20 protein-coding genes are annotated in these 25,913 nt (G+C 59.2%); 13 read left to right on the top strand and 7 right to left on the bottom strand.

Features of this window, described 5'->3' with window-relative positions; translation table 11 throughout:
- Positions 1 to 15: 15 nt before the first annotated feature.
- Both ACR0JI_RS14850 and ACR0JI_RS14845 read right to left on the bottom strand, forming a co-directional pair.
- Positions 16 to 4,104: a translocation/assembly module TamB domain-containing protein gene (locus ACR0JI_RS14850; RefSeq protein ID WP_480494828.1), complete on the bottom strand. Its 4,089-nt coding sequence runs from the start codon at positions 4,102 to 4,104 to the stop codon at positions 16 to 18.
- On the bottom strand, positions 4,101 to 5,906 hold the full coding sequence (locus ACR0JI_RS14845; protein WP_480494826.1) for an autotransporter assembly complex protein TamA: 1,806 nt from the start codon (positions 5,904 to 5,906) through the stop codon (positions 4,101 to 4,103). The genes ACR0JI_RS14850 and ACR0JI_RS14845 overlap by 4 nt, the downstream gene beginning before the upstream one ends.
- A gap of 331 nt (positions 5,907 to 6,237) precedes the next feature.
- Here ACR0JI_RS14845 and ACR0JI_RS14840 point away from each other — a divergent pair, with 331 nt between their 5' ends.
- Positions 6,238 to 7,173, top strand: coding sequence for a LysR family transcriptional regulator (locus ACR0JI_RS14840; RefSeq protein ID WP_480494824.1), 936 nt, complete (start codon positions 6,238 to 6,240; stop codon positions 7,171 to 7,173).
- A gap of 36 nt (positions 7,174 to 7,209) precedes the next feature.
- Here the strand turns inward: ACR0JI_RS14840 and ACR0JI_RS14835 are convergent, their stop codons facing one another.
- From ACR0JI_RS14835 to ACR0JI_RS14825, 3 genes are all read right to left on the bottom strand, one after another.
- Entirely contained in the window at positions 7,210 to 8,196 is a 987-nt protein-coding gene (locus ACR0JI_RS14835) for a type I glyceraldehyde-3-phosphate dehydrogenase (RefSeq protein WP_480494822.1), read from the bottom strand.
- 53 nt (positions 8,197 to 8,249) lie between these two features.
- Entirely contained in the window at positions 8,250 to 8,573 is a 324-nt protein-coding gene (locus ACR0JI_RS14830; RefSeq protein ID WP_480494820.1) for a hypothetical protein, read from the bottom strand.
- A 111-nt stretch (positions 8,574 to 8,684) separates the two neighbouring features.
- Positions 8,685 to 9,518: a bifunctional allantoicase/(S)-ureidoglycine aminohydrolase gene (locus ACR0JI_RS14825; RefSeq protein ID WP_480494818.1), complete on the bottom strand. Its 834-nt coding sequence runs from the start codon at positions 9,516 to 9,518 to the stop codon at positions 8,685 to 8,687.
- A gap of 176 nt (positions 9,519 to 9,694) precedes the next feature.
- Between ACR0JI_RS14825 and ACR0JI_RS14820 the strand changes: the two genes are divergently transcribed.
- Entirely contained in the window at positions 9,695 to 10,051 is a 357-nt protein-coding gene (locus ACR0JI_RS14820) for a hypothetical protein (protein WP_480494816.1), read from the top strand.
- A gap of 14 nt (positions 10,052 to 10,065) precedes the next feature.
- Here ACR0JI_RS14820 and ACR0JI_RS14815 read toward each other — a convergent pair whose 3' ends face one another.
- Positions 10,066 to 11,001 (bottom strand): 2-hydroxyacid dehydrogenase, encoded by a 936-nt coding sequence (locus ACR0JI_RS14815; RefSeq protein ID WP_480494814.1) that lies wholly within the window; start codon positions 10,999 to 11,001, stop codon positions 10,066 to 10,068.
- 232 nt (positions 11,002 to 11,233) lie between these two features.
- Between ACR0JI_RS14815 and ACR0JI_RS14810 the strand changes: the two genes are divergently transcribed.
- The 3 genes from ACR0JI_RS14810 to ACR0JI_RS14800 are packed head-to-tail and all read left to right on the top strand — an operon-like array spanning position 11,234 to position 13,655.
- Positions 11,234 to 12,037, top strand: coding sequence for a thioesterase family protein (locus ACR0JI_RS14810; RefSeq protein WP_480473759.1), 804 nt, complete (start codon positions 11,234 to 11,236; stop codon positions 12,035 to 12,037).
- Between the two features lie 44 nt (positions 12,038 to 12,081).
- Complete coding sequence (locus ACR0JI_RS14805; RefSeq protein ID WP_480473758.1) at positions 12,082 to 12,756, top strand: DUF1007 family protein; 675 nt, start codon at positions 12,082 to 12,084, stop codon at positions 12,754 to 12,756.
- Entirely contained in the window at positions 12,741 to 13,655 is a 915-nt protein-coding gene (locus ACR0JI_RS14800) for a nickel/cobalt transporter (RefSeq protein ID WP_480473757.1), read from the top strand. Before ACR0JI_RS14805 ends, ACR0JI_RS14800 begins: the two co-directional genes overlap by 16 nt.
- A 1-nt stretch (position 13,656) precedes the next feature.
- On the opposite strand, the gene truA is transcribed toward ACR0JI_RS14800, so the two are convergent.
- Entirely contained in the window at positions 13,657 to 14,424 is a 768-nt protein-coding gene (truA, locus tag ACR0JI_RS14795) for a tRNA pseudouridine(38-40) synthase TruA (RefSeq protein WP_480473756.1), read from the bottom strand.
- A gap of 107 nt (positions 14,425 to 14,531) precedes the next feature.
- Between truA and ACR0JI_RS14790 the strand changes: the two genes are divergently transcribed.
- The 8 genes from ACR0JI_RS14790 (at position 14,532) to ileS (ending at position 25,890) form a co-directional block, all read left to right on the top strand.
- Complete coding sequence (locus ACR0JI_RS14790; protein WP_480473755.1) at positions 14,532 to 15,947, top strand: YcjX family GTP-binding protein; 1,416 nt, start codon at positions 14,532 to 14,534, stop codon at positions 15,945 to 15,947.
- Positions 15,944 to 16,399: an N-acetyltransferase family protein gene (locus ACR0JI_RS14785; protein WP_480473754.1), complete on the top strand. Its 456-nt coding sequence runs from the start codon at positions 15,944 to 15,946 to the stop codon at positions 16,397 to 16,399. Before ACR0JI_RS14790 ends, ACR0JI_RS14785 begins: the two co-directional genes overlap by 4 nt.
- Entirely contained in the window at positions 16,392 to 17,381 is a 990-nt protein-coding gene (locus tag ACR0JI_RS14780; RefSeq protein WP_480473753.1) for a YcjF family protein, read from the top strand. Before ACR0JI_RS14785 ends, ACR0JI_RS14780 begins: the two co-directional genes overlap by 8 nt.
- A gap of 60 nt (positions 17,382 to 17,441) precedes the next feature.
- Positions 17,442 to 18,152, top strand: a complete 711-nt coding sequence (locus tag ACR0JI_RS14775) for a VIT1/CCC1 transporter family protein (RefSeq protein ID WP_480494812.1) — start codon at positions 17,442 to 17,444, stop codon at positions 18,150 to 18,152.
- Between the two features lie 76 nt (positions 18,153 to 18,228).
- Complete coding sequence (locus tag ACR0JI_RS14770; protein WP_480494810.1) at positions 18,229 to 19,545, top strand: SDR family oxidoreductase; 1,317 nt, start codon at positions 18,229 to 18,231, stop codon at positions 19,543 to 19,545.
- Positions 19,545 to 20,024 carry a DUF2269 family protein gene (locus ACR0JI_RS14765; RefSeq protein ID WP_480494907.1) on the top strand — a complete coding sequence of 160 codons (480 nt, stop codon included), beginning with the start codon at positions 19,545 to 19,547 and terminating at the stop codon, positions 20,022 to 20,024. The genes ACR0JI_RS14770 and ACR0JI_RS14765 overlap by 1 nt, the downstream gene beginning before the upstream one ends.
- A gap of 80 nt (positions 20,025 to 20,104) precedes the next feature.
- Positions 20,105 to 22,813, top strand: a complete 2,709-nt coding sequence (locus ACR0JI_RS14760) for a DUF2339 domain-containing protein (protein WP_480494808.1) — start codon at positions 20,105 to 20,107, stop codon at positions 22,811 to 22,813.
- 164 nt (positions 22,814 to 22,977) lie between these two features.
- Positions 22,978 to 25,890 (top strand): isoleucine--tRNA ligase, encoded by a 2,913-nt coding sequence (ileS, locus tag ACR0JI_RS14755; RefSeq protein WP_480494807.1) that lies wholly within the window; start codon positions 22,978 to 22,980, stop codon positions 25,888 to 25,890.
- The last annotated feature ends 23 nt before the right edge of the window (positions 25,891 to 25,913 follow it).

Raw genomic sequence — 25,913 nt, 5'->3', positions numbered from 1 at the left:
GGGTCAGAAGCGATCCTAATAGTCCTTTGAAAAGAACACTCCGATGCCCGTTTCGCCGCGACCGTCAACCGTGCCCTTGACCGAGAAATTGTCGGTAACATCAAGGTTCAGGTTCACCTCGGTATCGCCTTCGGTATTGACGGTAAAGTCGGTATAGAGGTTTTCACCCAGATAGGCCCCGGCACCCAATCGGCCCGCGCCACCTTCTGACGCACCAACATCAATCGTATCAACACCGGTAGAGTCGCGTAATCCCTTGGTCGCGTCCCCTCCAGCACCGCTGAGTTGCGCCAGCGACGCGGCCATCTGCGCAATCAGGAACGGTGAGATTTCCGAGAACCTGTTCCCAAAGAGCAGCATCGCCAGTGCCTCTTCAGCCGGGCGTTCGGGATCGGAAAACACGCTGACCTCGGGTGAATCCAGCGGCCCTGCGATTTCGATGGTCGCGGTGCCGTCCGAGGTGCTGGCAGAGGATTCAAACTCGATATAAGGCGTCAAGTCACCCTGTAGGGTCACGATGCCTTTGGTCAGGGCCAGCCTGCGGCCCAGAATATCGAAATTACCGCGGATCAATTCAATCTGACCTGATGGGACCACCGAGGTCGTGGTGCCACCAATGGAAATCCGGCCACCCAGTTCGGCATTTACACCGCGCCCCCGTACGAACACGGCTTTGGGTGCCAGCAAGTTGATGTCCAGTGCTATTCGGGATGTGCTTTGGCCCTTGTCTTTGGTGGTTACAAGACCTGCACGCTCGCGCGTGATGAAACTGGCACCGCTTTCGTTGACATGCTGTATTTCGGGGATCGGTGCGGCACCTACAGCCCCCGAAGCCGCAGCGAGGTTGATATTGGTCTCACCAAAGGTGATCTGCCCAGCCAGCGAACTGTTCCCGGCTAGAGCGCCGGTTATCGCAATCTGACCGTTCAAAGTCGTCTCGTATAAAAGCCGATCGGTCAGGACGAGGCTGTTGATTGTTGTCGTGATCTGCGCATTGAACGGGGGCGTCAGATCGACAGGTCCATTGACGGTAAAGCCACCACCGGCCCGCACCCCGCCGTTCAGCGTGATGGTTGCACGGCTTTGCGCCAGATCCACCTGTCCGTTGATCCCGGTGATGGTCTGGCCTGCGCCGGGAAGTGCAAGGGATGTTCCCGAAGTGGTAATCGATCCGCTTAGGGACGCCAGATCAGCCGGGCCTTTGAGGGCTAGATCAAAACGCGCGGACCCCTCAATCTTGTTAGGCGTGATGAAGACGTTTGCTATCCCCAGGTTTACGCCACCCTTTGCTGAAATATCTGCATTGCTGCTGGTTTCATCAAAGGTGCCTGCAACCGTGCTGACGATGTCTGCGGGACCTTGCGCCTTGGCGTCGATGGTCCAAACGCCACTGTCCCGCTTGGCATTGCCCGCAGCGGTAAGGGTGCCGGGAAACTCTGGCACAAACCTTTCGATGCGGTTGAACTTGGCATCGAAGTCCAGATCAGCGGATCCATTTGTGTCCACCGTACCGGACACTTTGGCATAGGAACTCTCTGGCCCAAGCAAGTGTGCTGTTCCTTCGAGCCCGGACCGTGTCGGAGCGACGTTGCCGTCCAGTTTCAGAGGCCCGGAGAGTGTTTTTGACAGCCGCCCCAGATCATCCAGCGCTGCGGAAAAGGTCAATCCGCCGGCATCGCGGTTCAGTTTGCCGGATGCATCCGCAGAAAGGGCGGTGCCGATCAGCTGGAATGTGCGAATATTCAGACCGGCCTCGTCATTCACCGCATCCACCGTCAGGTTCGTTCGCCCCTGGATCAGGTTGTCAACCGCGTTGATGCCGGACTTGATGTCATCAGCAGCCAAGTTGCCTTTGACGTCAAATGCCTTGCTGCCAACCGTACCTTTGCCTGCGACGTCCGCGATGATCGAACCTGCAAGATCTCGCCCGGCAAGAGTTGAAAAGGGTGACAGGTCCGGGATGTTCAGACTGACCTGCCCGTCCACGGCCAATGCATCCGTCGGATCATCAATTGTTGCCGCGGCGCTTGCCACAATGGCTGAACCTTTGATCACCGCGTCGCGGATTTTAATCTGCTTCTGACTCAGCGCGCCGTCGAAATTTATCTCGGTCCGACCGACCAGCAGCGGGTCAATCTCGGGTAGGCCCGTTTTGACATCCCGGCTCATCACGCTGGCTGTGCCATCAAACTCGAGCGTCTGAACAGTGCCTTTGCCGTCCAGTTTCGCCTGTACCGCACCGCCAAGCTCACGTTTGGCGAGGCCCGAGAACACGGAAAGATCCCGCGCGTTGACTGTTGCTTGCCCGTCAATCGTCACGCTGCCCTCAGGGGTGGTAACCGTACCATCAGCCTGCGCGCGCAGAGTATCGCCGATCAGCGTAAAATCCCGGATCGTTACGCCATCTGGACCGCGTTTTGCGTCCAGCGTGATTGTTGTGTTGCCCCGGATCACTGGGTCAATGTCATCGCGCCCTGTGGAAAGACCGCGCCCTTCGACCTCCAGCTTGCCATCGAAACTGCCTTCAAGCGGCGAACCCTGGCCCGTGAGCCGGGCAGTGGCCTGACCGCCCAGTTCCAGCTGCGCCAGACCCGAAAACCGTGCCAGATCGGTCGCCTGCAATGTCGCGGTTCCATCGACGGCCAAACCACTGGACAAGCCGCTGATCTCGGCATCAACGCCCAGTTCATAGTCCGAGCCGACCATCTCGACCCCGGACACGTTCAGGGTCTGATCCCTGCCATACTGGAACGTACCGTCCAGCGTAATGCGGTCTCCAATAGCTGCGTTCAGGGCATCGTCAGTCAGGTCGATACCGTCCAAAGCAGCTTGCAAATCACCGTCGATCCGCAAAACGTCACCCTGTTCCAAAGTTCCCTGCGCCGTAATTTGCGCGCGTTGCAGGTTCAGGGTATCGGATTTTACGGCGTTAGCGGTCAGACTTAGATCCCAGAGATTGCCGTTTTTCTCATCAAACAACGCAGAGACCTGCGCAGCTTCGATCGATGTGTCGCCACCTGACAACGGAAGGACGACGCTTTGCCCCTCGGGCGGTGTAATGCGTCCTTGCAGGGCCGCCAGTTGCAGCCGACCTCCCGGCGCCAGTTGCAGCGCCCCTTTCAGGTTCAGTGCCTGAGAACTGAGTTCCAGATCACTGATATCCAACGCGCCTTCAGGTAGGGTCCGTCCATCCACGATCAACTGCGTTTTGGGGCCGAAGAACGTATCCATATTCTCAGCGACAAAGGGCGTCAGGTCACCGCCCAGATCTGCGGTAAAGGCGATGCCCTCCTCCGCGCTAGCCACGGCTGTTGGGGCAGAACGTAACCGAACCTGTCCGGTCACCCGTGGCTGCCCATCACTGCTCAGGCTGATTTCGGCCGTAAAATCCGTCACCGGCCCGGACCCTTTCGCGGTCAATCCGATCGGGGGGCTGTCCGGCATTTTCAAAGCGGTCGAGATCAGACCCCCGGCAGCTTCGGTGACCTGAAGGTCAAGATCAATCTGGCTGTCAGTGTTCCGAAAACCCGCAGCTAAGGAGATTTCATCACCGGCCCGATCCAGTCGGGTGATGTCCAGTTTGGTGTCCAGCGTCCCGTCGGCCAGCGACAGGTTGCCATTGACGGCCAGTTCCGCCGCAATGCCGATCAAAGGTTTGCCCAAGGCCAGCTCGCCAATGTGGATTTCGCCGATTTCGATGGCCACGGGCAGTTCAGGCAGTTGAAAAGCTTGGGTCTCGGCAGAAGCGGACGGTGTGTCCTTGGTCGTGGTGCCCGGCGCACGGGCGACGTCGATTTCCTGTGCGGTCAGCGCGTTGACCGAGAACCGCCCACGAATCAGCGCCAACCGGTTCCAATCCAGTTCCGCTCCCCGGATGGTCAGCCAGACCCCTTCATCATCGGCCACCGTGATCTCGGTAATGGTGGCGCGTGAACTCAGCGCGCCTTGCAGACCTTTGACGGTAACATTCTGATCGTCGCCCGACAGCGTGTCCTGTAGGAACCGCTCGATCATGCTGCCGCCTTCGTCCTCCTGCGCGGGGCCGGCCACTGGCACAAGCATCAGCGTGCCAATCAGCAGAAGGTATGAAAGGTGCCGCCTCAAAACGCTTGCCCGATCCCGATATAGAATTGCAGACCGTTGCCGCTGGAGCCGCTTACCGGGAAGGCCAGGTCAAACCGCAGGGGTCCGAAGCCGCCCAAATCATATCTTACGCCGATACCGGCACCTGCATGATCTTCCGCGCCACTTCCTATAAAGGAAGAGGTATCGACGACACCGTAGTCGTAAAACCCAACCAGCGACAGAGAATCTGTCACCTTGCCCCGGATCTCGCCTGAAAGTCCAAGGAACGATTTGCCGCCTGCGACACCGGTCCCGACCGGGATGCCAAGGCTTTCATAGGGTTGCCCGCGCACGGTTCCTGCACCACCGGAAAAAAACAGAAAGTCGGGTGTAACGCCATCTGCTGGCGGGCCAATGACTGATCCAAGTTGCGCCCGCGCTGCCAGCACAACCCTGCCGCCGGTTCCAAGGCTGGTATAGATCCGGCCGTCGACAAACAGGCGAATGCCCGTATCGGTGCCGGAAAAGCCAATGAAAGGCATGACTTCGGAATCCAGATAATAGCCGCGCGTGGCGCTGACTTTATTGTCGCGTTCATCCCTTTCCGAGCGGAAGGGCAGGATAAAGTATCTGAACTTGCGGCCACTTCCATAGGCGTCGTCAGCATCTGACCACTGTAACCCAGCCGAGGCTTCGGCATAGAGCGTGTCCGAGAATGTGCGGCGCGCACCATATGCCACAGACGCAACCGATACATTGTAGTTTTCAGTGTTGCGGCGCTCCAGCAACACGTTCCAGAATGTATTGTCGTCCGGACCCAGACGATCGGGCTGATCCAGACGCAATCCGATCCGCCCATCAAGATCTTCGGAACCACCGATATTTCGTATCGCGGCCTCAAAACGCAGACGCTCCGCGCGTTTGAACATGTTTCGATGTGTCCAGGTCGCGGTCACGTCGAGACCGTCGCGCGAGGCCAGCTCGAGCCCAAAGGTCAGCTGACGCTTTGGTAGGTCTTCGAATGTGGCGTCGAAATCCAGTGTCCCGTCGGGGTTTGCTGTCTCATGTTCCTGCAATGAGACGACGTTGAACGTGCCGGTTCGGCGCAAACGCGTTCCAACCTTCTGGATTTTTTCTGGTGAGTAAACTTCCCCGCTTGGGAAACCGGCGATTTTTTCGATGGACCGGTGGCGCACATCCGTGTCGCCCTTAATGAACATTCTGCCAAACGTCAGCCTGCGCCCCGGGTCCAGATCAATCTGCGCATCCAGACGGGCCTGTGCGTGACGGGCGATAATGATCTGATCCTCGATTTTGGCTTTTGCGTGGCCCGCATTCCGCCAACCCTGCACACCGTCCGAGCCTGCTTTTTGAATGACCCCTGTTGTTGCTAGTTTGCCGGGGGCGAAACCTTCGGGCAGCACGGTGCCAGACGCCAGGGGCTGAACAATGGCCGTGCCGAATTTGAAGCTTGGCCCGGTTTCAACGGTAATTGCGGCCCTGTTGATCTGGGCTGGCACAGTCAAAGAGCTCAACTCAGCGGCTTCCTGCCCGTCAAGCTTAATGCTGACAACCGGGCTGAAATACCCTTCGTCATACAAGATCTGCACAAGCGTGCGGTAATCCGACAAGGCGGCAGACAGGATCTCAAGTGGCGTATCCAGACCCCGCTCTTCCGCCGTTGTCACCGATGATGTCTTTTTCAGACGTTCAACAAGTTCCTTTGAAGCGCCCGGCGCCGTCAGAGAGGTTTCCAGCGCCATCAGAGCGGTCGGGGTCAGTGCCATAACAATGGCACTCAGCCAGCACTTCAAACGGCCTTGCGGCATGCGCCCTTGCATGAATAGCCCCAACTGTCCCAGTTCCAGATCTCAGCTACCGTGTGGTGCACGGTCTTATAGTGTCAGGTTAGAACATCTGAATGCCGTTGGGAAAAGGGATAAACGCGGGATCAGGAAATTTTGGTCGAATTGTCCCGGCCTTTGCTGACACAATCGCTTTGCCGCACCTCGATTGGCAGACCGGAATTGCCGCAGTCCGGGCCAAAGCTAACCGTATACAACCAATGTCCTGGCCGGTCCTTGGCTTCGGCCCTGTGTAATTCACTAGGCAAACGGGCGGTTCTTCGGTATTCCCAATATATTGTCAACTGGTATCAAAAAAACCGAAAAAATGTCCTATCTCGACAACATCCGAACCTTTGTCAGGGTTTACGATCTGGGCAGCATGTCTGCGGCCGGGCGAGATCTGAGGATTTCGCCAGCGGTGACATCGGCGCGAATATCGCAGCTTGAGGACCATCTGGGTGTACGTCTGTTCCAGCGCACCACACGTAACCTGTCCCCGACAGAGCAGGGAAAAGCATTCTACCCCGGTGCGGTGGCGGTTCTGGATGCGGTGGACGAGGCCGAGGCTCAGGTCACGCATCTGACCGAGGCACCGCGCGGGTCGTTGTTCGTGGCGTCTCCACTGGGGGTGGGGCGGCGATTGCTGGCACCGCATGTGCCTGAATTTCTTACAGAATACCCCGAGATTGATGTCCGCTTGCGCCTGACGGATCGCTCGGTTGACCTGACGACGGAAGGTCTTGATCTGGCGTTTTTCATTGGCCAGCCCGAGGACAGCACGTTGCGTATTCGCAAGATTGCCGACTGCCAGCGTGTATTGTGTACTGCGCCGGATTATGTGGCGCGGCGCGGTATGCCTAAAACCGGAGCTGACCTGATTGCCGACAAGCATGAATGCCTGAATCTGCGCTTTCCGGGTGCGACCGAGTTTCAGTGGATGCTGAAAACGCCCGACGGTCCGAAACGTTTTGCCGTGTCCGGGCGGTTCGAATGTGATGATGGGGATGTCCTGACGGATTGGGCGTTGTCCGGTCAAGGCATTGCAATGAAGCCGGTTTTCGAGGTGGCCGAGCATCTGAAATCCGGTCGCCTCGTACCGGTTGCGACGGAAACTCCGCCTGTTCCAGTTCAGATGGCCTGCCTATACACGCATCGACGCCATCAGGATCCAAAGGCACGCCTGTTCATGGATTTCATGATTGAACGGATCAGTAAGGTAGTCCGCGTTACAGAATACCCTATCGCGGGGCCTAAACCATAGGCACCGACCCGACGCTGTGCACGAAGGTAAGTCCGGTCACGGCGCGGCCATCAGGCGGGCCACGTCCAGCATGCGGGCCGAAAAGCCCCATTCGTTGTCGTACCAGCCGAAAACGCGCACCTGATTTTCACCGACCATGCGGGTTTCGGGCCCGGCGATGACCAGCGATTCCGGGCGCGCCCGCAAATCGGAGGACACCAGCGGCATATCCGTCCAACCCAAAACCGGGGACGCGTCAATGGCCTGACGCAAAGCATGATCGAAATCCTCGGCCCTCATGCCGCGTTCCAATGTGACCACGAGGTCGACAGCTGAAACGCTGGCTGTCGGGACGCGAACTGCGGCCCCCGAGATGCGCCCGGCCAGATGTGGAACGACCACGTCGATCAGGTGTGTGGCGCTGGATGTTGTCGGAACCATGGACAGCGCACCAGCCCGCGACCGGGCAAGGTCGCCGCGCGGGGCGTCAACCATGGGCTGGCTGTTTGTATAGCAATGGATGGTTGTCATATGGCCTGACAAAACACCACCAATGTGGTCCAGCACTTTGACCAGCGGTGCAAGCCCATTGGTTGTGCAAGAGGCGTTCGATACGATCCGGGCGCTGCCCAACTGATCCTCGTTCGCCCCCAGAACGACGGTTATGTCGGCCGCGGGCGAAGGGCCCGAGATCAGGACCTTGTTGGCGCCCGCAGATAACCCGCGACGCGCCACGTCGGATGTGCGCGCGACCCCGGTACAGTCCAGCATCACGTCAACGCCGGACAGGTCAACGCGTGTCAGATCGACGCTGTGGGTCATAGGAACAGAGCGCCCGTCCACGATCAGCGTTTCATCCCCCTGTGACACATCGCCGGGATAAGGGCCGAAGGTGCTGTCGTATTTGAACAGGTAAGCGCAGGTCTCCAGCGGCGCGATGTCATTGATCAACACCAGCTCGATATCCGACCCTTCGGGCAGGGCCAGAACCTGCCGCAGGATCGTGCGGCCAATGCGGCCGAATCCGTTTATCGCGAGTTTCATGCGCAAGCTATGGCAGGGCGTCGGGGCGACCTCAATGCCTGATCAGCAACAGCTTACTTGCACCTGACCTGAGAAAAGAACTGACCCGAGATATTCTGGTACATGCTGTTGAAGATCACCTTGCAGCCCGTCGCTTGTTGAATGGCAACAATAGCTTGCGTCGTGCGAAGGCGTGGGGGCGGGCCGAACGGGTTCAGGTTGTTGTTGTCGCGTGTGGCGCGATAAATGACCGGTGCGTCAGCGACCTGTGTCACAGCCCAGTTGCGGCTCATGACGAAGACGGATTTGGTCTCTTCCCCCGCAATGGCGGGTGCTGTGTGTAGGATTGCAGAGGTAGAGAGTACGGCAACGGGTATCAGGGCAAGGCGCAGTTTCATGGACAAATCTCCAATGCACTAAACAAGAATTTACCTGGAGTTCAGCAAATTCCGACCCTTGTGTGAAGCCCTGGGATAAAAAATCACTGCGATTTCCAGCCAGACCAGCGTTTAGCGGTGCGACAGGGACAGGGGCATATGCCGGTTGACGTCCTTGTAAAGCAGATACCTGAATCGACCCGGCCCCCCTGCGTAACAGGCTTGCGGGCAAAAGGCGCGCAGCCACATGTAATCTCCGGCCTCAACTTCGACCCAGTCCTGATTGAGACGATAGACCGCTTTCCCTTCCAGAACATAAAGCCCGTGTTCCATCACATGAGTTTCGGCGAAGGGAATGACCCCGCCCGGTTCGAAATTGACGATGTTCACATGCATGTCATGGCGCAGGTCCTGCGGGTCTGCGAACCGCGTGGTGGACCATCGGCCTTCGGTGCCCGGCATTTCGACAGGCGTCACATCGCGTTCGTTGGTGATGATCGGGTCTGGCGCGGACAACCCGGGAACGGACTCATAGGCTTTGCGGACCCAGTGGAACCGGGCTGCCGTCTGGCCAGTGTTCCGCAATGTCCAGTCGCTGCCGGCGGGGATATAGGCGTATCCGCCCGCCTCCAACACATGGTTTTCCGAGTTCAGCGTCAAAGTGACTGTTCCTTCGACGACAAAAAGCACTGCCTGAGCTTGCGCGTCTGTCTCTGGCTGATCGCTGCCGCCGCCGGGCTGCACTTCCATGATGTATTGCGAGAACGTTTCGGCAAATCCGCTGAGCGGGCGTGAAAGAACCCACAGGCGTGTTCCTTCCCAGAACGGCAGATAGCTGGTGACAATGTCGCGCATCGTACCTTTGGGAATGACCGCATACGCGTCTGTGAACATGGCGCGGTCGGTCAGCAACTGGTTCTGGCCGGGGTGGCCGCCGGTCGGGGCGAAGTAGGTCGGATGGGTCATTTGTGTGCCTCGGGATCGTTTGAATGGCACTATGGGGACAAAGGCGCGGCGCTATTAGGTCCTGACGCGCGATAGGTTTGTTCGGGATATTTTGAAGGTCGGCACCCTGGGGCTTGGCCCTGCTGAAACAGAGGTATATCCTTGGTCGTAAATGATTTCAGTTCTGTGAGGCCACAATGAAAGCCCAGTTTTTACCCGTCATTGCCGCGTTTGGCGCCCTTTTGATGACCGGTTCCGCCGACGCCAAGTCACTCTCCCGAATCATAGCTGAGATGGGGCTGTCCCCGGCAGACTTTGAAGTGGTCAGTGAAACCTCGAATGCCCTTTTGAACAATGGCACGCCTTCTGTAGGGCAGGAACGGTCCTGGCAAAACGACGAGACCGGCTCAAAAGGAACGATCCGGGTGCAAAACGTTCAGGGCAACTGCGTCGGCCTTCAACATGTCATCCAGCCGGAAGGCAGCGATCAAAGCCGCGAGATCAGAACCCGCCGGTGCAATGACGGTAACGGAAACTGGATCCTGACGCCCTGATCTCTGACTTGGTATCAGTACCCCAGATCGCGACTGACTTCGTGCAACAGGGGATCGCCGGACCTGAGCCTATGGTAGTTCTCAGCCACATCCGACAGTGCGTCCCCCAGATACCAGCCCGAGACATGCGGTGTGATCGTCACAGAAGGGTGCCGCCACAAGGGGCTGTCTTTTGGCAGCGGTTCCTGTGACGTGACGTCCAACACGGCATGGCCCGGTGAGCCGTTATCCAGCGCCGCGATCAGCGCCGCCTCGTCAATCAGGTTTCCGCGTCCGGCGTTCAGCAACTGACTGCCCGGCTTCATCGCGGCCAGCGTCTGTGCGTCAAACAAACCCGCGGTTTGCGGCGTCGAAGGCAGGATGGCACAGACGTGATCACATTGCCCCAATAGCCGAGGCAGCGCGTCTTGCCCATGCAGGCAGGTGACACCATCGATGGACTTTGGTGAGCGGCTCCAGCCCATGACCTGAAACCCGACGGCATGTAACATGCGGGCAGTGCGGGCCCCTATATGGCCCAGACCCAGAACGCCCACAACCGTATCAGGTGTGAAGATAGGCGCGCGCGGCAACCATTCAGCGCGACTCTGGGATGCCTCGTGAAAAACCATATGGCGCTGAGCGCGCAGAATATAGGCCAGAAACCATTCGGCAATGCCCTGAGCAGGCGCGTCTGGCTTCAAACGTGCCACTCGGATATGCGGAGGCAGGTCCGGATGGCCAACTATGGTCTCAACCCCGGCCCCCAGCTTCTGAACCAGTTTCAGGTTGGGCAACTTCGCCGGGTGATTGCTTTGCATGCTGACCACTGCAAGCATCGTAATGTCGTTGGGGTCGCCCAGCGTTCCGGGTGTGCGGATGTCTGCACCGGGCGCCAAGGCCTGCAATGTGGCGGCGATTTCCTCATCCCCAATCCAGTCCGACAACCCGGTTTCAATCAACAACGCCATATGCGAACCCCACTTGGATTTGATGTGGTGACGTCCCGTCACAGCGGTGGACAGGATCAGGTCAGTTAAGCCATCCTCGTGCCTAAAAGTACAGCCCGGTTTCAAGATCTGAAAAAGGACAGTTTCGTGAAGAAATAACTCAACCTGCGCAGGGAAAACCACGTTTCTTTGCAACCGGTTACCGGGGTGAACGAACTGAAGTAAACAACGCAGAAAAGACCAGAGAGGACGAATGGCAGGGCTCGACTTCACGGATCAGACCTATTTTCATCAGCGCGAGGATGGGGCGTTTGTAGGACATGATCCTGCACGCGGTCCGTGGTCTGCCGATCATTGCCACGCAGGGCCGGTCAGCGGGTTGATAGTGCGGGCAGCGGAAACTGAGGTTGGCCCCGAAAAGATGCTGACCCGCCTGACAGTTGACCTGTTGCGCCCTCTGCCCTTGGCCGGGTTGCGGGTTGCCGCAGAAACCACGCGCCAAACAAAGACGCTGGCGACCACACGTGTTACGGTGCACGATCTGGATGACACACTCTGCGCCACGGCCACCACCATGCATCTGGTGCGGCGCGATCTAGGCGTGGTGGCAAACGTCGAAACCAGCGCGCCACAGTTGGAAGACGCGGTAGAAGGTCCTTTTCCAATCGGCGAGATTCGTCACGATTTGAAGGGGTTTGCCCACTACAGTGACATCCTTTATCCCAAAGACGGCAAACAGGGGGCCGGACCCAAAACGGTCTGGATGCGCACCCCAAAGCTGTTGAGCGGCGAAGATCAGTCGCCCATTCAGGCACTGTGCCCGTTGGCGGATTGCGGCAATGGTATCTCGTGGAATGCTCCGACGTCGGAGATGGGGTTCATGAACACCGATTTGACCGTGAATATCCACCGCGAACCGGTGTCAGATTGGCTGGCGTCCAGTTCGGTTTCACATTGGCAACCTACGGGCATCGGCATGTCTCAGTCGGTGCTTTTTGATACGCAGGGTCCTGTAGGGACGGCCCTGCAAACACTGGTTCTGTTCCCGCCAGTCTGAAAGTCGGCCAGTTTCCGCAGGCGTGTGTAAAGGCCGTTGTCGCCGTGTCCCGTCAGACCTATCTTGCGCATATGCGCTGGCTCTTCACCGTCATGACCTGTTGCCTGCCGATCCCGGCACTATCCCACCCGCATGTCTTTATCGACACCGGGCTGGAGTTCGTCGTGGATGAGGCCGGTCACCTGACCCATATCCGGGTGACGTGGGCATATGACGAATTTTACTCTCTGCTTGTTCTGGAAGACATGAATCTGGATCAGGATGCTGACGGTATTCTGACGGAAAGCGAAGAAAAACGTCTGAGCGGGTTCGATATGCAATGGGTCGAGGGGTACAACGGCGACCTCGTGCTCACCAAAGACGGAGCGCTGGTTGCTCTGTCCGGTCCATTAGAGCCCAGTGCGACAACGGAAGATGGGCGGGTCGTGACCACCCACATGCGCGCGGTCGAAGGCGACGCGATACTTGCCACAGGGCTTTCCGCCAAGGCATTTGATGAGTCCTTCTATACGGCCTACGAGATTACGCGCCCTGTAACCGTGACGGGCCCGGCTTTATGCCGGGTGGATCGTAACGATCCCGACATAGACGGGCAGCTTGCACAGATGCAGGCGTTTCTGTTGACACTGGACGCGGATTACGACCTGGAAGAAAACGATATTCCATTGGTTGGTGAGAACTTTGCGACTGAGATCCTCGTTTCATGTCCCGTTTCCTGATTGTTCCGGTCGCTCTGGCCTTCGGTTTGCTTCTTTGGTTCTGGGGCAGTGGTGGGTTTGACAGCCTGGCAAGTTGGGCAGCCGGAGAGCAGCGGGACTTTCAGAACCAGATCGCGCGGTCCTTGCGTGCCGCGCGTGCGGAACAGCCTCAGGCGGTGGCCACGCTTCTGACCGTCTGTTTCGCCTACGGGTTCTTTCATGCCGTGGGTCCGGGCCACGGGAAGGTTTTGATCGGGGGCTACGGTTTGGGTCGGCGTGTTGCCTTCTGGCGGTTGTCGGCGATTAGCGTATTGTCCAGTTTTGGACAGGCTGTGATGGCGGTTGTGCTGGTCTACGCGGGGGTGCTGGTCTTTCAGATGTCCCGCGAAAGCCTTGTTGGGACGACCGAACAGGTGATGGCTCCGATCAGCTACGGAGCCATTGCGTTGATTGGGCTTTGGTTGATTGTACGGGCTGTGCGCAATTTCGCACGACAACGAAAAAAGCATGTCCCTTACGATCACGCCCATCAGCACCATCATGATGGCAGCGCCTGCGCGGAGTGCGGTCATCGTCATGGTCCTACCGCGGACGAGGTTGCGAATGTGGGCACATTGCGCGAAGCCTTGATCCTGATCGCAGGCATAGCTGCACGTCCTTGTACCGGTGCCTTGTTTGTGCTGATCCTGACGTGGCAAATGGGCATCGCCATGGTGGGGATCGCGGGTGCTTTTGCCATGGCGCTTGGTACGGCGACTGTGACTACGCTGGTCGGGTGGACGTCTTTTGGTCTGCGCGGCGGGCTGCTGGCTTCGGCTTCGGCCACGCGCTTTGCGTCGATTTTGGCACCCAGCATCGAACTGGTGGCAGGACTTACAATTGCGGTGATTGCAGGCGGGTTGCTTCTGCGCGCGGTTTAGATCAGTCGAACACCGGTTCCGGGTATCCGACCCGCGCCAGATACAGTCCGTGCGGCGGACATACCGGCCCGCAGGCAGCGCGGTCGGCGGCTTCCAAAGCCTCACGCACATCTTCCGGGGTCCATGCTCCGGCCCCGACGCGTTCCAGAGTGCCAACGAAGCTGCGCACCTGATTGTGCAGGAACGACCGGGCGCGCACGTGGAAATGAACCTCGGGGGCGGAAAAGCCCTCGACCCATTCAACGCGCAGTTCATCCAGGGTTTTGACCGGGCTGGCCGCCTGACAGATCGACGACCTGAACGTGGTGAAATCATGCCGGCCCAGCAGCATGTTTGCCCCTTCCTGCATGGCGTCGACATCCAGCTGGTGGCTAATCTGCCAGACCTGTCCCCGGTCGTGGGTTGCGGGCGCTCGGCGCATCAGGATGCGGAACAGATATTGCCGTTCAACCGCTGAAAACCGCGCGTGCCAATCCTCGGTCACGGGGGCGGCCTTTACGATGGCCACTGGGAGAGGCTTGAGGTGATAGTTCAGCGCCTCAGACAGGCGGAACGGGTCCCATTCCTTTGTCATGTCGCAGTGGGCAACCTGCCCCAGAGCGTGAACGCCGGCGTCCGTGCGCCCCGCTGCGGCAATTGTGTGATCGCCCGGCTGAATACGGGAAAGCGCCTGTTCGATGGCACCTTGCACGGATGGTTGATCCTTTTGCCGCTGCCATCCGGCAAACGGCTCCCCCTGGTATTCAACTTTCAACGCATATCTGGGCATGTGCCGCTGGTACAGCGCAGCGCAGGATCGGGCAAGGGGGCGAAAGCGCTGGTATGTGCCGCGACCGCTACCTATCTTGGGTAAAAGGAAAATTGCGGGGCGGCGGATTGGTCATCTCTTCACTGGCAGACAGTCTTGCGCGTGGCGTCGAAAGTATCGGCGACAGCGTGTCCGAGACATTTTTCGAGCCGGTCATCCGTTTGGGTGTCACCGGGCTGGCACGATCCGGCAAAACAGTATTCATCACTTCGTTGGTTGCCAATCTGTTGGATCGGGGCCGTATGACCGGGCTGGTTGCGCAGCAGGAGGGGCGGATCAATGCCGCCTTTCTGCAACCCCAACCGGATGACACTGTGCCCCGGTTCGATTATGAATCGCACCTGTCTGCCCTGACGGGACCGATACCGCACTGGCCAGACAGCACGCGTGCGGTGTCTGAATTGCGTTTGTCCTTCAAGGCCCGTCCCGCCGGGCTGCTTGCCGGGTTGCAAGGGCCGCGCACGGTCCATTTGGATATCGTCGATTACCCCGGCGAATGGCTGCTGGATCTGGCCTTGCTGGACAAATCTTACGCAGACTGGTCTCAGGAAACTCTGGCACGGATCGAGACCCGTGCGGAGGCTGCCGCGTATCTGGCGCTGGTCCAAAATACAGACCCGTCGGTAGGGCACGACGAACCTGCCGCACAAGCTCTGGCCGCGTCGTTCACCGCCTATCTCAACGCAGCGCGCGATGCCGGGTTTTACGACTGTACGCCGGGACGTTTCCTTCTGCCGGGCGATCTGGCGGGATCTCCGGTACTGACCTTTGCACCGTTGGCAATCGCTGGCCCGTCGCGGCGCAGGACCCTTCAGCGCGAGATGGAACGGCGGTTTGAAGCTTATAAATCTCAGGTCGTGAAACCGTTTTTTCGGGATCACTTCTCGCGGATTGATCGGCAGGTGGTTCTGGTTGACGCGCTGAGCGCAATTCACAAGGGTCCTCAGGCCGTTGAAGATATGCGCCGCGCGATGGCCGATATCCTGTCGGCTTTTCGTCCGGGCCGGAACGCATGGCTGAGCCAGCTTTTGCTGGGCAAAAAGGTCGAACGCATCCTGTTTGCAGCGACAAAAGCGGACCACCTGCACCACACGCAACATCCCCGCCTGACCGCGATTATCGAGGCTTTGACGCGCGAGGCGCGCGATCGTGCGAATTTCGCCGGGGCCCGGACCGCGGCCCTGTCTCTAGCATCGCTGCGTGCAACGACCGAAGAGATACGCAGCCACGACGGAACCGATCTGCCATGCGTGCGTGGTACTTTGTTGGACAGCGGCAAACAGGCCGCTTTCTGTCCCGGAGACTTGCCCGAGGATCCGGCGCATCTGTTGGGTCCGGCGCGAAATGGAGCGGAGAGTTGGTTGAACGAAGACTATGGGTTCATGGCCTTTGCCCCGGCAAAACTAACCCTGAAACCCGGTGACGGCCCTCCGCATATCCGACTGGATCGTGCGGCGCAGTTTCTGATCGGAGACAGATTGTGATCGCGACACTGCGCCCCGCACGCACCACAGATGCCGGTACAATCGGTACGATCCTGCACGGCTTCGCCTTGGAAAACGACTGGATGCCCAAACTGCACAGCTGTGCTGAAACCATCGCCTTTTGCGGCCGGATGATTGATCAGGATTGGGTCACTGTGGCCGAGGCAGAGACAGGTGTGGTCGGGTTTCTGGCGCTGAATGGTGGTGAAATCCATTCACTTTATCTGGATGCGCAAGCTCGGGGGCAGGGGATTGGTCAGCAATTGCTGGGTCACGCGAAATCAAGCCAGCGGCGGCTGGGCTTATACGCGTTTCAGGATAATTCCCGTGCCTGTCGGTTCTATGAGCGAAACGGCTTTGCCGAGGTTGCGCGCAGCGATGGGGCAGAAAACGATGAAAACCTGCCGGACATAAGGTTTGTCTGGCACAGCAGGGATGCGACAAATGGCTAAAGGTCCGGTTCTGATCGATCTTGACGATGATGAACCCGCTGCTGATGTCGCGCAGGCAAAACCGGTGCCGGATACTGTGCCGCCTCAGGGGCAGGCGATGCAAAGCGCGGCCCGACTGGCGGCCCGCAAACCCTCGGCCCTTGCGCGCTGGTTCTGGGGGCTTGCGCTTTCGGTGGTCGGGGCGGCCATATCGGTGGCTGCCTGGGATTTTGCAACCTCTCTGGTGGAGCGGACGCCCGTATTGGGTTGGATCGTTGCCGGACTGTTGGCTGCATTGGTTCTGGTGGCGGTGATCATCGCGCTGCGCGAGCTCGCGGCTTTGGGGCGGTTGTCCCGTGTTGATGGGATGCGCCGTGCAGCGGATATTGCATTGGCTGATGAAGACCTGGCTCAGGCGCGTGCCGTCACACATCGCATCATAGCATTCTACAAAGGGCGCGAGGATACCCGCTGGGGTCGTGAGCGATTGTCCGAGCGTATGGGAGAACAGTTCGATGCCGAGGCGCTTATAGTCCTTGCCGAGGATGAGCTGTTGGCCCCGCTCGACGCCGCCGCCAGCCGTGAGGTTGAGGCCGCGGCACGGCAGGTTGCCACCGTGACCGCTCTGGTCCCTCTGGCACTGGCGGATGTTGTAACGGCACTGGCTGCGTCCCTGCGGATGATCCGTCGCATTGCGGAAATCTACGGGGGGCGGGCTGGCACGTTGGGAAGCTGGCGTCTGACGCGTGCCGTCTTTGTGCATCTGGTCGCAACTGGGGCGGTGGCCGTTGGTGACGATCTGCTGGAACCTGTTCTTGGCGGATCCGTTCTCAGCAAATTGTCCCGACGGTTCGGAGAAGGTCTGGTCAACGGTGCGCTCAGCGCCCGAGTGGGCGTGGCCGCGATGGAAGTCTGCCGCCCGTTACCATTCTCAAAACGCCACAAACCCTCCACGCGGGGCATCATCAAGCGAGCCTTGCAGGGTCTATTCTCCAAGGGTTGATCCAGAGCAAAGCGTCAGAACACTCCCTTCGGCACTCTGCCTGTGAAAAAGGAGCTAGCCATGACGGATCACGGTCACAGTCCGCAGGAAATCGCCGACCGGATCAATGCTCCGCCCGGGCGTGGCGTGTTGCGCGACGTTGTGTATGGCGGCATTGACGGTTCCGTCACAACGTTTGCCATTGTCGCCGGTGTCGCGGGGGCGGGTCTTTCCCCGTTTGTCATCGTGGCGCTTGGTCTGGCAAACGTTCTGGCAGACGGGTTTTCCATGGCCGCAGGTAACTATTCGGGCACGAAGGCCGAACTGGACAACATACGGCGCATTCGGGCGATCGAGGAACGCCACATCGCACTCTACCCCGACGGCGAGCGCGAGGAGGTCCGTGAAATTCTGTCACAAAAAGGGTTGTCAGGGGAAATTCTGAACGAAGCCACCGCCGCGATCACGTCGAGCCACGAACATTGGGTCAACCTGATGATCGAGGGTGAATATGGGCTGGGCAGTGTAGACCCGCATCCGATGAAAGCCGCGTTGGCCACGTTTTTCGCGTTCCTTGTGGCCGGGATGATCCCGCTGCTGCCGTTTTTAGCGTCGGTGGAGAACGCTTTTGAGATGTCGATCTGGATGACGTTGGGGGTTTTCTTTGCGATTGGAGCATTCAAAAGCCGGTGGTCGTTGGCGGCTTGGTGGCGATCAGGTATCGAAACGCTGTTGATCGGTGGTTCGGCGGCACTGATCGCGTATCTCGTCGGGTCTCTGTTCCATCCATAAATGTCGCAGCTCGGTAGTCGCGACTGGTCAAAGCTTCCCGGATAGGTAGAGTGGCGCAAAACGGGTGCAAAGGCTAATGGCAGATCACGAGCTTTCTGGAAAGAACGTTTTGGTTCTGGGTGCTTATGGCTTCATCGGCGCCGCCGTCACGCGGGCAGTGTCAGCCGCAGGTGCCACGGTTCAGGGCATGGGGCGCAATCCTGAGCAAGGGGCAAAGGTCCTGCCGGGGGTGTCGCTGAAACAGGACGATTTGCGAGATCTGTTGCACAAGGAAGACTGGCAGGACCTGCTGGCCAACGTCGATGTCGTGGTGAATTGCGCGGGGGTTTTGCAGGATAACGCGCAGGACAACCTTGAAGCGGTGCACCATTCAGCAATCACAGCCCTTGCAGAGGCCTGCGCTAAAGGTGGCATCAGCGTTGTTCAGATCTCGGCAATCGGGGCAGAGCCGGACGCGAGCACGCATTTCCTGCGCAGCAAGGCACGCGGAGATGCCGCTTTACGTTCATCGGGCGTAACACTTTGGATCCTGAAACCGGGGCTAGTTATCGGGCAAACGGATTATGGGGGAACGGCGTTGCTGCGAATGCTGGCTGCCGTGCCTTTTGTTCAACCGCTGGCTTACCCCGATACACCCGTTCAATGCATCGGGATGCCCGACCTGTGTGACGTCGTGACTGCCGCCGTTGCCGGTCGCCTACCGCAGGGTAATTACGATCTGGTCGAGGATATCCCGCATAGTTTGTCGGACGTGGTGCGCTGCACGCGGCAGTGGCTCGGGTTTCCTGCCGCGCGCTTTCATTTGGTCCTGCCGCCTGTCCTGACAAAAGCCGTTGCGTCCATGGCGGACTGTCTGGCCCGGTTGGGTTGGCGGTCTCCGCTGCGCAGCACGGCGATGACGGTCATGGCGGATGGCGTGGTTGGCGACCCCGGCCACTATCGTGCAGCGGCCGGGCGCGGGATTGCCGCCTTGCCTGATGTCTACGCCAAGCTGCCTTGCGCGCGCGAGCATCGGTTGACCGCTCGGATGACGCTGTTGATGCCGCTGATCGTTGCAACACTCAGCCTGTTCTGGTTGCTGTCGGGCCTGTTTGGTTTGGCGGGTTTATCCACGGCTTCTGGCATGCTGGTCGAAGCAGGGTGGTCATCCGCCATGGCGGTGACCAGCGCTGTGTTCTGGTCCCTGATCGACATAGCGCTGGGTCTGGCCATCCTGTGGCGCCGATGGGCGGCGCGGGCCTGCGTGGCGCAGTTAACCGTGGCCGTGTTCTACCTGATCGCCGCTTCGATCACGATGCCGGACTTGTGGTTGGACCCGCTGGGGCCGCTGGTGAAAATCCTGCCCGCGATGATCCTGTCGCTTGTGGCGCTGCCCTTGTTTGAGAGCCGATGATGGACCCTGAACTGATTTTGCGATGGCTGCACGTCATCGGTGCATGTGTGCTGCTGGGAACTGGGGCAGGGATCGCCTTTTTCATGCTGATCGCGCACCGGACAAACGACCCGCGCGTCATCGCCCATACGGCGGGTACGGTGGTTCTGGGTGACCTTCTGTTCACCACGACCGCTGTCATCCTGCAACCGGTGACCGGAGCGCTGCTTGCCTGGCAGATCGGGTGGTCTTTGGGTGAAGGATGGATTGTGTTGTCTCTGGTACTTTATGTTTTGACGGGCCTGTTCTGGTTGCCGGTGGTTTGGGTCCAAATCCGGTTGCGGGACCACGCGCGAACGGCGGCAGAGCAGGGAACGCAACTGCCACCGGAGTATTACCGCTTGTTTCGGTTCTGGTTCGCCTGCGGGGTTCCGGCGTTTCTGGCGGTTTTGACCATCCTTTGGCTGATGATCGCCCGCCCGGCGATTTCTGTGCTTTAGACTTTCTCACGGCTTTCCTGACTGTTGCTGACCGACAGCACAAGATAGCTTGGCCGAAATTACGGATCGGAGCGACTCGGTTGGAAACGCTGCTTGTTCTTATTGGCCTGGTTGTTCTGGCCATCCCGGTGACATTGATTGCCCTTCTGGTCGGGCATTCCCGATTGCGTCGCCGGGTCGAACAACTGGAAGCGCAGATCAATGCGTTGGTGTCGCGTGATGCACCGGCATCGCTGCAACCGGAACAAGATGCACCTTCACCGCAACCTGTGGCAGAGGAACAGGTTCAAAGCCCAGGGCCGTGGGCCGCGCCAAAGCGACAGGAAGACGAAAGCGCCGAAGATGTAGACACCGACGCCGCTACGCCTGCAATTGTATTTCGCCATGACCGGTTTGCCGCGCTGGGCGCGTGGCTGCGTGAGAACTGGTTTTACGCTGTCTCGGCCCTGTCGCTGGCATTGGCCGGTATTTTCCTCGTGCAATATGGCGTTGAGAACGGATTGTTACCTCCGGTGGCCCGCGTTTTCGCCGCGCTTGGTTTTGGTTCGGCTTTGATTGTCGGGGGCGAGGTTCTGCGCCGCAGGTTCGGGGATGACGAAGCGGTGGCCACTGCCTATTTGCCATCGGTCTTTTCCGGGGCCGGTCTTGTCACCTTGTTCGGGGCTATCCTGTCTGCGCGGCAGCTCTATGGCCTGATCGGGGCCGAGACAGCTTTGGCAGGTATGATTGTCATCGCGCTTGTTGGTCTTGTTCTGGGGTGGTTCCACGGCCCGCTGCTGGCTGCGGTTGGACTGATCGGAGCCTATGCCGCACCCTTTTTGGTTGGGGGCGCATCTGACGATCCTTCGTGGCTCTATGCCTATTTTCTTTTGGTAGCCGTTTTGGGGCTGGGTATCGACACGGTGCGGCGCTGGGCATGGATTTCTGTTCTGACGTTGGTCGGCGTTTATGCGGCAAACCTGCTTTTGATAAGTGGCGCACCGAATACGGAACCGGGGTATCTGGTTGCGACAACAGTGCTGGCGCTTCTGGCAACGGCCATTCCGGTGCGGCGCGTTTGGCCGAATCATGCAGGGCGTATGATGTCTCAGGTAATCCGCACCCCCGGAACCCGCCCGTGGCCCGAGTTTCCAACTCGGCTCGCAGCCGGAGCGATTGCGGCCAGTGCCGCGATCCTGTCCTGGCATTGGGCAGACTCCGCAGCTGAATTCTGGCTGGGTGTCTGCCTGCTGTCCGCCCTGCTTCTGGCGCTGCTTTTGTGGGCCAAGGATGCGCCAGCCCTTCAGGATCTGACCGTGCTACCTGCGACGGGCCTTGTGTTTTTTGTTGCCTCTCACGGGCTGGAATACGGCGCGGTTCTGCGCAGCTTCGCCGACACCTATGCGGAGACGCCCGAGGCCGACTTTCCGATGGTGGCCACCGTGCTGGTTGCTTTGGGCGCGCTCACGTCGATTTTGATGGCGTGGCGGTCATTCAGGGTAAACCAGTATCGTGCAATCTGGGCCGGGTGGGCTGTCATTTTTGCACCAGCGCTGGCCATCGCTTTGGAATTGGGCTGGCATCCTGCCACGGTTATCGGTGCGTACGCCTGGGCCCTACACGCGATTGTCCTGGCAGTTCTGATGGTGTTTCTGGCCGGGCGTTTTGGTCGCGCCGACGGCGAGGTCAGGATGCGGGCTGCTCTGGCCACGTTGTCGGCGCTGTCCTGTCTGGTCTTTGCCTGCGTCATCGTGCTCAGCTCGGCCGCGCTGACGATTGCGCTGGTGGCCAGCGTCGTCGCAGCAGCAGCGTTGGATCGCAGATTCACCTTGCCGCAGATGAGTTGGTTTATCTGGGCCGGTGTCTTCGCCGTCACCGTGCGCTTGGTGCTTGACCCGGGTCTGGACTGGGCCAACGCGGCCCCGGTGTCCGAAATGGTGATGGTTTATGGCACGGCCACATTGGGTTTCGTGGCTGGCTGGTGGCTGTTGCGTCCCTTGCTGCGGCCGGTTGCAGCACTGCTGCTGGAAAGCGCGGCATGGGCGACGGGCGGCATTCTGCTGTCCCTGTTGCTACTGCGGTGGCTTGAAGGTTTCGGTGAAGGCGGGGCCGACAACAGCCATTGGGGTCTGGGCCTGCTGGCGGTCATCTGGCTGCTGCTGGCCTTTGCTCAGGTTCAGAGGTTTGGGCTGGGCGGCAAGCTGAATTATGCCCGGTACGCGTTGGCGGCGTTCTTTGCCGGTCATGGCTTGTTCCGTCTGACCTTGGCGTTGACCGAACAAAACCCGTTGTTGAACCCCAACGCCGACCCGGTGCTTGGCCCACCGTTTCTGAACACCCTTGTCCTTGCTTATCTGGTGCCTGCACTGACCATTGGATTCTCGGCCTGGCGGATCAGGGACATGCCAAAGCAGATCAGGCTGGCAAGCTACGCCATTGCGGGCGCGTTGATTGCCGTGTGGTTTGGGTTGACCATCCGCCATGTCTGGCAGGGAGCAGCAGGCATGTTTGAAGGCAACGGCGTCACGCAGCCCGAGCTTTATACATATACCCTTGTTCTGCTGCTGGTCGGGGCGGTGCTGTTCTACCAATCTCTGACACGTGGTTCGGATGCGATGCGCAAGGCGGGGCTGGTGGTGATTGGGCTGGCGGTGGCCAAGGTCTTCCTGATCGATATTGCCGGTCTGGGTGGGCTGATCCGGGTGTTTTCACTGCTGGCGCTGGGGCTTGGGCTCGCTGGTCTGGCATGGCTGAATCGCTGGGCCAAGCTGCGCCATTCGCCGCATGGGCCGGAACCTCTGGACCATTGAAGGCAGGCGTCTTATAAGCGCGGCCATGTATGACCGGACGGCCATCATTATTCGAATTATATCCCCGGCGCTCTGACCCTCTGAGACGCCGGGCAAAGGTGTTTGAGAACTCGCACCGACCGCTTCGATCCAAGTACGACCTGATCATCCAAAGGACGCTCAAAATGTGCGCCGACACGATTCAAACGCCTGACTATAAAGAAACGCTGAACCTACCAAAAACCGATTTTCCCATGCGCGCGGGCCTGCCTGCACGCGAACCCGCATGGTTGGAGCGGTGGGAGACCATCGGTGTCTATGACCGCTTGCGCGAGAAAACGGGCCGCAAACCCTTTACTCTGCACGACGGCCCCCCCTATGCGAACGGCCACCTGCATATCGGCCACGCGCTGAACAAGACGATCAAGGACATGATCGTGCGCTCCCATCAGATGATGGGCTTTGACGCGCGTTACGTGCCCGGTTGGGACTGCCACGGCCTGCCGATCGAATGGAAGATCGAAGAACAGTACCGCAAGAAGGGCAAGAACAAGGATGAGGTGAACATCGTCGACTTCCGTCAGGAATGCCGCAAGTTCGCCGAAGGCTGGATCGACATCCAGCGGGAAGAGTTCAAACGTCTGGGCATCACCGGCAACTGGCCTGATCCCTACATCACCATGGACTTCCATGCCGAGGCGGTGATCGCCGATGAGTTCATGAAGTTCCTGATGAACGGCACGCTTTATCAGGGCTCGAAACCCGTGATGTGGTCGCCCATCGAGAAGACCGCGCTGGCCGAAGCCGAGGTCGAGTATCACGACAAGGAAAGCTTCACCATCTGGGTGAAGTTCAAGGTCGTGAACGCGGGTAACCTGGATGGTGCATTCGTCGTGATCTGGACGACGACACCTTGGACCATGCCGTCGAACAAGGCAGTCGTGTATGGCAAAGACATCTCTTACGGCCTGTACGAAGTCACCGGCGCGCCTGAGGAATGCTGGGCTAATGTGGGTGACAGGTTCCTGCTGGCTGACAATCTGGCCGCAGATGTGTTGGGTCGTGCCCGTTTGAACGACGATCAGTGGACCCGCGTACGTGATGTCGCCACTGACGAGCTTGAAGGTGTTCAACTGACCCACCCGCTGGCCGGGGCCGAAGGTGGCAATGGCGAATGGGACGATATCCGCGACTTCCGCGCGGCTGACTTCGTGACCGATACCGAAGGCACCGGTTTCGTTCATTGTGCGCCGTCACACGGTATGGAAGAATTCGAACTCTACCGCGATCTGGGTATGTTAGAGCAGGTCATCACCTATAACGTGATGGATGATGGCTCGTTCCGTGCCGATCTGCCATTCTTTGGTGGCAAGTACATCCTGTCGCGCAAGGGCGGTGAGGGTGACGCGAACAAGGCTGTCATCGACAAGCTGGCCGAGGTCGGCGGGCTGCTGGCGCGCGGCAAGATCAAGCACAGCTATCCGCATTCGTGGCGCTCGAAAGCGCCAATCATCTATCGCAACACGCCGCAGTGGTTTGCATCCGTTGACCGCAAGCTGGACGACGGCATGGGTGAGATGGGCGACACCATCCGCGAACGTGCGCTGCGCTCGATCGACGAACTGGTCAAGTGGACGCCGCAGACCGGCCGTAACCGCCTCTATTCGATGATCGAAGCGCGCCCGGACTGGGTTCTGTCGCGCCAACGCGCCTGGGGCGTGCCGCTGACCTGTTTCACCAAGAAAGGTGCCTTGCCCACCGATGCGGATTACCTGCTTCGCAACGCAGACCTCAACGCGCGTATCAAGGCGGCGTTCGAGAAAGACGGCGCGGATATCTGGTACACCGACGGGTTCAAAGAGAAAATCCTAGACGGCATCGCCAACCCCTATGACTACGATCAGGTGTTTGACGTGTTGGATGTGTGGTTCGACTCGGGCTCGACCCACGCCTTTGTTCTGCGCGACCGCGAAGATGGGACCGAGGACGGTATCGCCGACGTCTACATGGAAGGCACCGACCAGCACCGTGGTTGGTTCCATTCATCCATGTTGCAGGCCTGCGGCACCAAAGGCCGCGCGCCTTATCGCAACGTCGTGACCCATGGTTTCACGCTGGATGCCAAGGGCAACAAGATGTCCAAGTCGCTGGGAAACACCATCGTACCGGAAGAGGTCGTCAAGCAATACGGCGCCGATATCCTGCGCCTTTGGGTGGCACAGACCGACTACACGGCCGACCAGCGGATCGGGCCGGAGATCCTGAAAGGCACCGCCGACAGCTATCGCCGTCTTCGCAACACTATGCGGTTTATGCTGGGCTCGCTGGCGGATTTCACCGAGGCCGACCGCGTTGCGCCCGAAGACATGCCGCGTCTGGAACGCTGGGTGCTCAGCCGGCTGGCCGATCTGGATGAGCAGGTTCGCAAGGGCTATGCGTCTTTCGATTTCCAGGGCGTATTCAGCGCGGTCTTTACCTTTGCCACGGTTGACCTGTCGTCCTTCTACTTCGACGTTCGCAAGGATGCACTTTATTGTGACGGCGACACGCCGCGCCGTCGTGCCGCGCGAACCGTGTTGGATATCCTGTTCCATCGCCTGACCACATGGCTGGCGCCGGTTCTGGTTTTCACCATGGAAGAGGTCTGGTTGGAGCGCTTTCCGGGCGACGATAGCTCGGTCCATTTGGTCGACTTCCCGGAAACGCCTGCGGATTGGCGTTTTGCCGAACTGGAAGAGGCTGTTGCCAAAGTGCGCCGTGTACGCCGTGCAGTGACGGCCGCGCTTGAGATCCAGCGTCAGGACAAGGTGATCGGCTCCAGCCTCGAAGCAGCTCCGATTGTGCATGTTGAGGACAGTGAAACCCTTGATCTGCTGGTGACCTTTGACGTGGACGATTTGTGCATCACGTCAGGCCTGACTGTGACTGGCGACCCGGCCCCGGCCGAAGCGTTCCGCGTACCCGAAATCGAAGGCGTTGCCGTCGTGTTCGAGAAGGCCGAAGGCGAGAAATGTCAGCGCTGTTGGAAAATCCTTCCTGACGTGGGCCGCCACGCCCACGCCGGAGTTTGCCGACGCTGCGATGAAGCGCTAAGCTGATGGAAACCGCCCTCTCGATCTTT

Source organism: Ruegeria sp. N10 (genome assembly GCF_056531545.1).
The sequence above is the reverse complement of the archived record's forward strand: the minus strand, read 5'-3'. Positions and strand labels throughout refer to the sequence as shown.

What these genes read in the sequence shown, in the direction of transcription:
- ACR0JI_RS14845 (WP_480494826.1), bottom strand. Translation starts at nt 5,906, where the DNA reads ATGCAAGGGCGCATGCCGCAAGGCCGTTTGAAGTGCTGGCTGAGTGCC.
- ACR0JI_RS14840 (WP_480494824.1), top strand. Translation starts at nt 6,238, where the DNA reads ATGTCCTATCTCGACAACATCCGAACCTTTGTCAGGGTTTACGATCTG.
- ACR0JI_RS14835 (WP_480494822.1), bottom strand. Translation starts at nt 8,196, where the DNA reads ATGAAACTCGCGATAAACGGATTCGGCCGCATTGGCCGCACGATCCTG.
- ACR0JI_RS14830 (WP_480494820.1), bottom strand. Translation starts at nt 8,573, where the DNA reads ATGAAACTGCGCCTTGCCCTGATACCCGTTGCCGTACTCTCTACCTCT.
- ACR0JI_RS14825 (WP_480494818.1), bottom strand. Translation starts at nt 9,518, where the DNA reads ATGACCCATCCGACCTACTTCGCCCCGACCGGCGGCCACCCCGGCCAG.
- ACR0JI_RS14820 (WP_480494816.1), top strand. Translation starts at nt 9,695, where the DNA reads ATGAAAGCCCAGTTTTTACCCGTCATTGCCGCGTTTGGCGCCCTTTTG.
- ACR0JI_RS14815 (WP_480494814.1), bottom strand. Translation starts at nt 11,001, where the DNA reads ATGGCGTTGTTGATTGAAACCGGGTTGTCGGACTGGATTGGGGATGAG.
- ACR0JI_RS14810 (WP_480473759.1), top strand. Translation starts at nt 11,234, where the DNA reads ATGGCAGGGCTCGACTTCACGGATCAGACCTATTTTCATCAGCGCGAG.
- ACR0JI_RS14800 (WP_480473757.1), top strand. Translation starts at nt 12,741, where the DNA reads ATGTCCCGTTTCCTGATTGTTCCGGTCGCTCTGGCCTTCGGTTTGCTT.
- truA (WP_480473756.1), bottom strand. Translation starts at nt 14,424, where the DNA reads ATGCCCAGATATGCGTTGAAAGTTGAATACCAGGGGGAGCCGTTTGCC.
- ACR0JI_RS14780 (WP_480473753.1), top strand. Translation starts at nt 16,392, where the DNA reads ATGGCTAAAGGTCCGGTTCTGATCGATCTTGACGATGATGAACCCGCT.
- ACR0JI_RS14775 (WP_480494812.1), top strand. Translation starts at nt 17,442, where the DNA reads ATGACGGATCACGGTCACAGTCCGCAGGAAATCGCCGACCGGATCAAT.
- ACR0JI_RS14770 (WP_480494810.1), top strand. Translation starts at nt 18,229, where the DNA reads ATGGCAGATCACGAGCTTTCTGGAAAGAACGTTTTGGTTCTGGGTGCT.
- ACR0JI_RS14765 (WP_480494907.1), top strand. Translation starts at nt 19,545, where the DNA reads ATGGACCCTGAACTGATTTTGCGATGGCTGCACGTCATCGGTGCATGT.
- ileS (WP_480494807.1), top strand. Translation starts at nt 22,978, where the DNA reads ATGTGCGCCGACACGATTCAAACGCCTGACTATAAAGAAACGCTGAAC.